This window comes from Agarivorans sp. (assembly GCF_050295395.1).
Taxonomy (GTDB): domain Bacteria; phylum Pseudomonadota; class Gammaproteobacteria; order Enterobacterales; family Celerinatantimonadaceae; genus Agarivorans.
Window position 1 is genome coordinate 1 of record NZ_JBNKPP010000191.1, and the last position, 8,460, is coordinate 8,460.

At 48.1% G+C, this 8,460-nt stretch carries 6 protein-coding genes; 2 read left to right on the top strand and 4 right to left on the bottom strand.

The features are described from left to right. Nucleotides 1–51 precede the first annotated feature (51 nt). Nucleotides 52–2,244: a marine proteobacterial sortase target protein gene (locus ACQY6Q_RS11135; RefSeq protein ID WP_427981398.1), complete on the bottom strand. Its 2,193-nt coding sequence runs from the start codon at nucleotides 2,242–2,244 to the stop codon at nucleotides 52–54. Between the two features lie 26 nt (nucleotides 2,245–2,270). After that, nucleotides 2,271–3,008, bottom strand: coding sequence for a sortase-associated OmpA-like protein PdsO (gene pdsO / locus ACQY6Q_RS11140; RefSeq protein ID WP_427981400.1), 738 nt, complete (start codon nucleotides 3,006–3,008; stop codon nucleotides 2,271–2,273). Nucleotides 3,009–3,221: 213 nt separating this feature from the next. Between pdsO and pdsR the strand changes: the two genes are divergently transcribed. Together pdsR and pdsS are read left to right on the top strand one after the other, a co-directional pair. Further along, nucleotides 3,222–3,914, top strand: a complete 693-nt coding sequence (gene pdsR / locus ACQY6Q_RS11145) for a proteobacterial dedicated sortase system response regulator (protein ID WP_427981403.1) — start codon at nucleotides 3,222–3,224, stop codon at nucleotides 3,912–3,914. Further along, the gene (gene pdsS, locus ACQY6Q_RS11150; RefSeq protein WP_427981405.1) at nucleotides 3,914–6,082 is read left to right on the top strand and encodes a proteobacterial dedicated sortase system histidine kinase; all 2,169 of its coding nucleotides are present in this window, start codon (nucleotides 3,914–3,916) and stop codon (nucleotides 6,080–6,082) included. Before pdsR ends, pdsS begins: the two co-directional genes overlap by 1 nt. An 85-nt stretch (nucleotides 6,083–6,167) precedes the next feature. Here the strand turns inward: pdsS and ACQY6Q_RS11155 are convergent, their stop codons facing one another. Both ACQY6Q_RS11155 and leuB read right to left on the bottom strand, forming a co-directional pair. Further along, nucleotides 6,168–7,346 (bottom strand): cystathionine beta-lyase, encoded by a 1,179-nt coding sequence (locus tag ACQY6Q_RS11155; RefSeq protein WP_427981407.1) that lies wholly within the window; start codon nucleotides 7,344–7,346, stop codon nucleotides 6,168–6,170. 65 nt (nucleotides 7,347–7,411) lie between these two features. Continuing rightward, the coding region (gene leuB, locus ACQY6Q_RS11160; RefSeq protein ID WP_427981409.1) for a 3-isopropylmalate dehydrogenase at nucleotides 7,412–8,460 on the bottom strand (1,049 nt) is incomplete at its 5' end.

The following is an 8,460-nucleotide window of genomic DNA, read 5'->3' on the forward strand; positions in this document are numbered from 1 at the left end:
GAATAGGTTCTAGGTTAAACAAAGTGCCATGAAGCGGCGCTATGCCTATGTTTAAGCAGCAAAACGCTGCACTAGAGCGGTATATCGTGTTAGGTAATAAACCAGTAGGCTGAGTAAGGTTAGCAGAGCGCCTAACGCCAAGCTTAGACGGCTTGAAGTGGCGGTTTGCGGCAACATCGCAGGCCTTAGCCAACCGTCTGGCATACCGCTACTAACACGGTGCTGTAAGCTCTCAAGACCTTGCGGTTTATGGGGAGTGACATCCACTGCGACTAAGCTAGTTTGTGAACTCACTAAGTGATACTTAAGTGCCAATGCCAATACTTGCTGCTCTACGCGACGTTCATTCGCCGCGCTCTTATGTAACTCCAAAGCCGCAATATATTGCCTTGCCCACAATAGGTCTAAACCTGCCGAGCGCTGTGATGAGCGCAAGTTTAAGCTACGCTGCCAATACTGGCCTTGTATTTCACCACTCACAACGACCTGCTGCTGCGAACCACTGGGTATTTTCATACTCACCATTACTGGCTGGCCTAAGTAAAGATCGGGAATGTTCACTGGCCAATACTCCGGTACCGTACCGTCGGCAAATTGAAGCTTAATGTCTCTCACTACCGGGTGGGAAATTTTATTAAATAGCTCAGTGACTTGCTGTTTCACCTCGGATTGCTTACCAATATAACTAAAGGTGCCCTTACCCAACTCAGCGGCTCGCTGCATAAAGTGTGAATTAGGGGCCGAGCCAATGCCGATGGTAAAAAAGCGACTGTCGGCTAAATTGTTGCGGATCAAATCAAATAAAGCCTGCTCATTACTCACTGCGCCATCGGTAATAAAAATCACCTGACGCAGAGCTTCTGGCGAAGATTCAGCTTGCTCTGTTCTGGCCAAGGCAGCTTCAATGGCTGGATACATTTGGGTACCACCATCAGCATGCAGACTATTTACAAAGGCTCTAGCGCGGCGCAAATTACTGGCGTTTACCGCCAAGGGTTGAGTTGCCATAGCTCGAACATAGGAATTAAACTCAATAATATTGAAGCGGTCTTTAGCGCTTAAACCGCTCAAGGCCTCATGCAAAGCTTCGCGTGCTTGGCTTATCGATTGTCCAGACATCGAGCCGGAAGTATCTATCACCAAAATCAACTCGCGAGCCAACTCCAGCGCCTCAGCCGCTTGCCCTTGTGGCGGCATCAACATCAGTAGCGCATAATCATGCTGCGCCCCAGATTCGGCTTGAGAATGGCTAAGCCCGCGCTGAGTATACAGCGCCGCTTCAGGGCGCGCGCCTACAATAGGCTGCCAACTTAATACAAAATCCTTATTGGGCAGGGTATTCTCTACTTGAATATCGATACTGCCATCACTGCGCGTCAGGCTTGTCATTTTATGATACAGACTGTCTAAACGCGCCAATTCAAAGCCAGGGTTTAAATTGATATTGAGATCCAAGCTTAAGCCACGGTTATCTGTCCCCCGCGCATACAGCTCTGCACTATGTTGCAGCAACTGAAGCTGCTGCTTGAGCCAGCCAGAGCTAGCGTTAAACTCAGGTTGTTGCTGCAACAGCGAGGCAAAAGACCAGTTAAACGCAGCTTCACCATGACTTAGCCGAGCATGGCTATCGGCAAATATTTGCGGCGGCGTATAACGTGGGTTAACCAACATGGGAAGGCGAAAACTAAATACCCCATCTTGATACTCTACTTGCTGTTGGTAACTAATCGTCACACTTAAGTGCTCACCCGGCGCCAAATTGGCGACAGCAGTGGTAAAAATATTAGGCCGTAACTGCTCTACTAAACTGGCTCGCTTGCCTTGCTGTTTGGCTTCATCAAAGCGTTTTTTGGCTAGTTTTTTTTGCAAAATTTGCCCTTCAATTTTGCGCTCACCAATCAGTAGTTGCATACTATCTACTGCTGCATTATTCGGTAGAGGGAACATATAGCTACCATCAATCCAATCTTCACTATTGTTAACAAAAGTTTGGTTTACCATCACACGGTTAGTTAAGCCCGCCACCTGCATTTTTACCTCACTGTGCAAGGGTAAGTTGTATCGAGGCTGACCATTGGCATCTAGGTAACGTAGCCCGGCCATTTGCGTTGCTTCGGGTAAAGGCGGCTCTAACTGAGCAGCTTGGCTAGAGCCACTCGATGTGGCCCAAAATAAACTTGCAACTCCTGCCAGGCAGAAGCCACGACATAAACCCACACCTACGCTTAAAAGCCGAATATTCATTGCGCTATCTCCCTTAGCTGGCAGGCTTATTGTGCGGCCAACATGCCACGCTCAGAGCTCAACTTTAAGGTGACTCGACGGTCAAAAAAGTTATTCTCTAAACTCGCTTCAGCGTTCAGCGGTGCGGTATCACCGAAGGCGCGCGAATGCAGCCGTGACGCATCAATACCATTATCAATCAGATAACGGCGCACCTCGGCTAAACGCTGTTCCGACAAGGCTTGGTTATAACTAGCATCACCTTGTCTATCGGCATAACCCGCAAGGTCGAGCTTCAAGTCTGGCGCTAAGCTCATGGCATAAACCACGTCATCAAGTTGCTGTTTAAAGTGTGGTTCAATCAGTGATGAGCCAGTTTTAAACTGCACATTCAGGCCTATCGCCAGCTCATCTAACTTCTGCTGTTGCGCGGCTTTAAGCTGATTTAACTGAGCATTTAGCCGAGAGTGCTGCTCACTTAAAGACTCGTAGTTGGCACTACGTTTAGCCAATACTTGCAATTGCTGTTGCTGCTGTTGGAGTTCGGCTTGCTGGCTAGCTAGGGCCTCCTCATCGGCCACCGACTTACCAATCCATACGCCGGTAAAGCCGCCAATAAACGCCCCTACAGGCCCGCCAATTAGTGCCCCTACTGCTGCGCCAGAACCAAAACCGATCATCGGTTTGGTTCCGTCTCGCGCTGGTGAGACGGCATCGACAGCCATGCTTTGCCCTGCAAAACCTAAAGTAGTGATTACCGTAATGGCCAATAATTGCTTTTTCATGAGAGTGTCCTTGTTGCTATTAAATTAATTGGTTTGCTTAAAAGCGTTTGTTAGGGCTATTAAACCAAGTTGAAATGGCGAGGAGGGGGAGTAAACATGGCAATTCGCTTATCAATTGTGGCAACAAAATGGCAATTTGCGCGAAGCCACCAAAGGCCTTCAAAAATCATGTATAGTCTAGGCAGGTCAGCAGCTTAGAGAATGAATCTACCAATGAAACGGATCGCTATTGTCGAAGATGAAGTCGCCATTCGGGAAAACTACAAAGAAGTATTAGAACAGCAGGGTTATAGTGTTCAGGCTTACGCTAACCGTCCCCATGCCCTAGCCGCCTTTACTACTCGCCTGCCCGATTTAGCCATTATTGATATTGGTTTAGAAGATGAAATAGATGGCGGCTTTTCCTTATGCCAATCGCTAAGGGCCATGTCTAGCAGTCTGCCAATCATCTTTCTTACCGCCCGAGACAGCGACTTTGATACCGTTTGCGGCTTACGCTTAGGCGCCGATGACTACCTAACTAAAGATATTAGCTTTCCTCACTTAGTGGCTAGGATCGCCGCGCTATTTCGTCGTTCAGAATTGCTCGGAGCCGCGATAGAAGAGAATAACTTGCTGGCGCGTGGGCCCTTAGCCATTGATGGAAACCGCATGCAAGTGACATGGAACCAACAAGCCATCGAGCTCACCGTCACCGAATTTTGGATGGTCCATGCGCTTGCCAAACGCCCTGGTCACGTGCGCAGCCGCCAAGACTTAATGAGCGAAGCCAAGATTTTCGTTGATGACAGTACCATCACCTCCCATGTAAAAAGGATCCGCAAAAAGTTTCTTGCCGTAGATCCACACTTCGAATGCATTGATACGGTGTATGGCATGGGTTACCGCTGGGATAGTCTCGCCTAATGTTACCCGTTTTACCTATTGGGCTACGCGCTAAGGTCTGCATCCTTTCGCTATTTCTACTTTGCTTGCCTTGGCTGGGCTATCACTACGTTTGGGAAATGGAAAAATACTTACGCCTAGGCCAAGAAAAAACCTTAGAAGGCACTACCCAAGCGCTGGCCACGGCCTTGCATGAGCGGCCTAAGCTATTTAATAGCCAAGCCAGTTTCTTAAGTCAGGTGAAAAAAGGCCGCGATTTATATGCGTATCCCTTATCTGGGCCGATTCTGCTCGATGGTAAGCTTAATGACTGGCAGAGCTACCAACACCGCATGCTACGTTATGCTGCCGACCACGTGATTTATCAAGCGGATCCTAACACGCCTTTACAAAGTGAGTTCACCCATATGGTGGGCAAATTTGGCACTTACCTTTATGCCTACTTTGAGGTAACAGACCAAGATGTGGTTTATCGCGGCCAAAATACCTTGAGCGTAGATAATAACGACCACTTAGCCATCGCCACGCTTGCCCCCGATGGCCAGTTTCGCCGCTACATCGTCGCCACCAAGCAAGATGGCTGGATCAACGCTTTTGAACTACCGCTGGATCCGAGTCAAAACACACCGGTGACCCCCGAACTTAAAATACAGGGCCAGTGGCTCAAAACAAACAAGGGCTATAACATTGAACTGCGGATCCCACTGACTATGGTGGGCAGTAAGCTGGGCTTTTCTATTTATGACGTTAATCGCAGACCCAAGCGTCATTTAAGCTCTATCGTGGGCACCTCTGCCATTGATAGTGTGGATAAACTCGGCACGGTATTGGTCCCCTCCCCAGAAATTGAAAACATCATTAAAGGCATGCGCCATAACAGTTCGCGCATTTGGGTGGTTGATAAACATGGTCGAGTACTGGCCAAATCTGGCGATATTCGCAATAGCCAAAGCATATGGGCGCGCGACCTTAGCCGTAACGATAGTGACTCGTGGTGGAACCAATTCAGTCAACGCTACTTACATCCGCTGTATTACAAAATTCTCACCAAGCCGCCGCAAGACTTTGTTGACTCACTGCATGACTCTACTGAATTAAAAGGCAGTCATATTCAGCAAGCCTTAAGCGGCAAACTGGGTTCCACTTGGCGTTTAACTCCCGATGGACGCGCCGTGGTACTGGCAGCGGCCAGCCCAATTTGGATAGACAATCAAGTGATGGGGGTAGTCATTGCCGAAGAGACCACCAACGGCATAAGAACCCTGCGTAACCGCGCCTTAGAGCGGCTATTCAATATCATCCTGATCGTGATGGTTGCGGGTACCCTCAGCTTGTTTTTGTTTGCCTCCAGTATTTCTAGCCGCATTCGCAAGCTTAGGGATCAAGCCGAACGCGCCATTGATAGCCAAGGCCGAGTTACCGCCACCTTTAAAGGCGCCAAACATAAGGATGAAATTGGCGATTTATCGCGTAGTTTTGCCAATATTGTGAGCCGCTTAAGCCAATACACCCACTATCTAGAGAACATGTCATCACGACTATCTCATGAACTGCGTACTCCGGTGGCGGTGGTGCGTTCTTCTTTAGAACACCTTAGCTTGCAAAGCTTGGATAACGATACCCAGAAGTACGTTGACCGCGCCCAAGAAGGCGTGCAACGTTTAAACCTCATCCTTAACAATATGAGTGAAGCCACGCGCTTAGAGCAAAGCCTGTCCCACGCAGAAACCAGCGAATTTCCGCTCAACAAAGTGATTAGCGGCTGCATGCAGGGTTATCAATATACCTATCCCGAGCAAGCCTTTGATTGCGAGATCAGCCCAAATACACTAAAGATTGTCGGCGTACCGGAGTATATTGCCCAATTAATGGACAAATTAGTGGCCAACGCCATGGAATTTAGCCTGCCCGATAAAGCGATAAAGGTAAGCTTTCAACAAGATAATAAAGATGCGGTATTACTGATTAGTAACCACGGCCCCACCCTGCCAGACAATATGGTAGAACAAATATTTGAGTCGATGGTGTCAATTAGAAGCCAACAAGCTCAACAAAAACCCCACTTAGGCTTGGGTTTATATATCGCTCGGCTAATCACCGAGTTTCATGGCGGGAAAATCAGCGCCAGAAACTTTACCGATAATAGCGGCGTAGAGTTTTGTGTCAGGCTGCCTCTGAAAAAAGACTAAACAGGCGAAGGCCGAAAACAATAAAGCCTTGCCCACTTGCCTACAATGAGTAGCTAAGCAGCAAGGCCATCACTGTGCCAAAAGACTATAGCTGTTGGCTAAAGCGAGCGATGCCCGCAGCTAAGTCTTCGATTAAGTCGGCTGGGTCTTCCAAACCAATATGAACGCGAATCAAAGTACCTTCGGCTTGCCACTGAGTCGCAGTGCGAAGCTTATCCACTCCGTTCACGCCCATAATCAAGCTCTCAAATCCGCCCCAAGAAAAACCCATCTTGAAGTGCTGCATGCCATCGAGTAAAGCTGTTAGAGCTTGTTGGTTGCCCCCCTTCATCACAAAAGAGAACAGCCCGCTAGAGCCCTGAAAGTCGCGTTGGAAAAACTCATGTCCAGGACAGCTTGCCAAGGCAGGATGACGCACATGGTCAACCTCATCGCGCTCAGCCAGCCATTGAGCCACTTGTAAGGCGTTCTTTTGGTGCTGTGCTAAGCGCACCCCTAGGGTACGCAAACCACGCATCGCCAGATAAATATCGTCGGGTGAAGTACACTGACCTAATAGGTAAGAATTCTCACGTAGTTGATCCCAGCAGCGCTTATTCGCCACCGCGGTACCTAACATCACATCAGAGTGGCCCACTATGTACTTAGTCGCCGCCTGAATAGAGATGTCGATATCAAAATCAAAGGGGCTAAAGTTAAGCGGAGAGGCCCAAGTATTGTCGAGCATGACCACAATATCTTGGTCCGCCGCTCGAGCGGCCGCCACAATCGCCGGGCTATCTTGTACTTCCATGGTTAAAGAGCCGGGAGACTCTAAAAAGATAACCTTAGTATTGCCTTGAATTAGCTCACTGATACCCGAGCCGATCATCGGGTCGTAATATGTGGTTTCGATGCCATAGCCTTTAAGCAACTTATCACAAAGATCGCGGGTAGGTTCATAGGCGGTATCAACCATCAATAGATGATCGCCCTGCTTGAGAAAAGACAATAAGGCGCCGCTAATTGCCGCTGTACCACAAGGATATAAAGCACAGCCTTCGCCACCTTCTATCTCAACCATCGCTTCTTGAAAAGCAAAATGAGTTTGGGTGCCTCTGCGTCCGTAAAATAAGGTTTTGTCGTGACGTTGCGCGGTAGCTTGCTTCATTTCTTTGACACTGTCGAACACCACGGTAGAAGCGCGGCTTACCGGTGGATTAACCAAGCCTTGTGTCCACTTTTTATCACGTCCGGCCGTAACCAGTTTGGTTGATTTCTTCATTGAATTGTTCCCACTAACTGAAACAAAAAACCAGCCCGCAGGCTGGCTTTTTAGTGCTAAAAATTTTAGCCGCGAGGTGTTTTATTAAGCTCTTCCACCACCATGTCACCGAAGGCATCGGTATCGATAAGCTTGGCATCTTCACCTTTGGCTAAATCTGGAGTGCCGTAGCCATTAGCAAATACCGACTTCATCGCGTGCCATAGGTTCTTCGCTTCTTGCTCCATGCCAAAGCTCATCTCTAGCATCAAGGCAACTGAACCAATCATTGAGTATGGGTTAGCAATGTTCTTACCGGCGATATCTGGCGCACTGCCATGAGAAGGCTCGTAGTAAGATTTTTCTGGGCCAACACAGGCAGAAGGCATTAGGCCTAGCGAACCCAAAATACCGCCGCCTTGGTCACTTAAAATGTCACCAAACATGTTTTCCATCACCATTACGTCGAATTGGCCTGGGTTCAAACATAGGTAAGTCGCTGCCGCATCAACTAAAATGTGTTTCACTTCTACGTCTGGGTAGTCAACCGCTACTTCTTCAAGAATTTCATTCCAAAGCACGCTCGACTTCAATACGTTGCTCTTGTGAATGTTGTGCAATACTTTCTTACGACGCTGGGCGGTTTCAAAACCTACTTTTAGGATCGCGCGAATTTGGTCTTCGTCATATTCTAAAACTTCACGAACATAGCGCTTACCGTTATCGTCTTTACCCACTTCTTTCTCACCGAAGTACAAGCCACCCACTAATTCGCGAATGATCATCAAATCGATGCCATCGCCAATGACTTCAGGCTTAAGTGGTGAAAAGTGAGCGAGTTCTTGTGGTAAATATACAGGGCGGAAGTTAGCGTAAGTATTGTAACGACGACGTAACGGCAACAAGGCGCCACGCTCTGGCTGCTCATCAACAGGGATCTTTTTAGAGTCTTCGTGATTTAGGCCGATAGTGCCTTTTAGAATAGCATCCGCCTCATCACAAATAGCCATGGTTTCAGCTGGAAAAGATTTACCCGTTTCGAAGTAAGCAACCGCACCAAATAGCGCTTCATTCAATTCAAATTTTACTTCAGGGTTACGCGCTTCAACCGCTTTAAGTACTTTGACCGCTTGCT

Coding starts and splice junctions, on each gene's coding strand:
- pdsO (WP_427981400.1), bottom strand. CDS start 3,008: ATGAAAAAGCAATTATTGGCCATTACGGTAATCACTACTTTAGGTTTT.
- ACQY6Q_RS11155 (WP_427981407.1), bottom strand. CDS start 7,346: ATGAAGAAATCAACCAAACTGGTTACGGCCGGACGTGATAAAAAGTGG.
- pdsR (WP_427981403.1), top strand. CDS start 3,222: ATGAAACGGATCGCTATTGTCGAAGATGAAGTCGCCATTCGGGAAAAC.
- ACQY6Q_RS11135 (WP_427981398.1), bottom strand. CDS start 2,244: ATGAATATTCGGCTTTTAAGCGTAGGTGTGGGTTTATGTCGTGGCTTC.
- pdsS (WP_427981405.1), top strand. CDS start 3,914: ATGTTACCCGTTTTACCTATTGGGCTACGCGCTAAGGTCTGCATCCTT.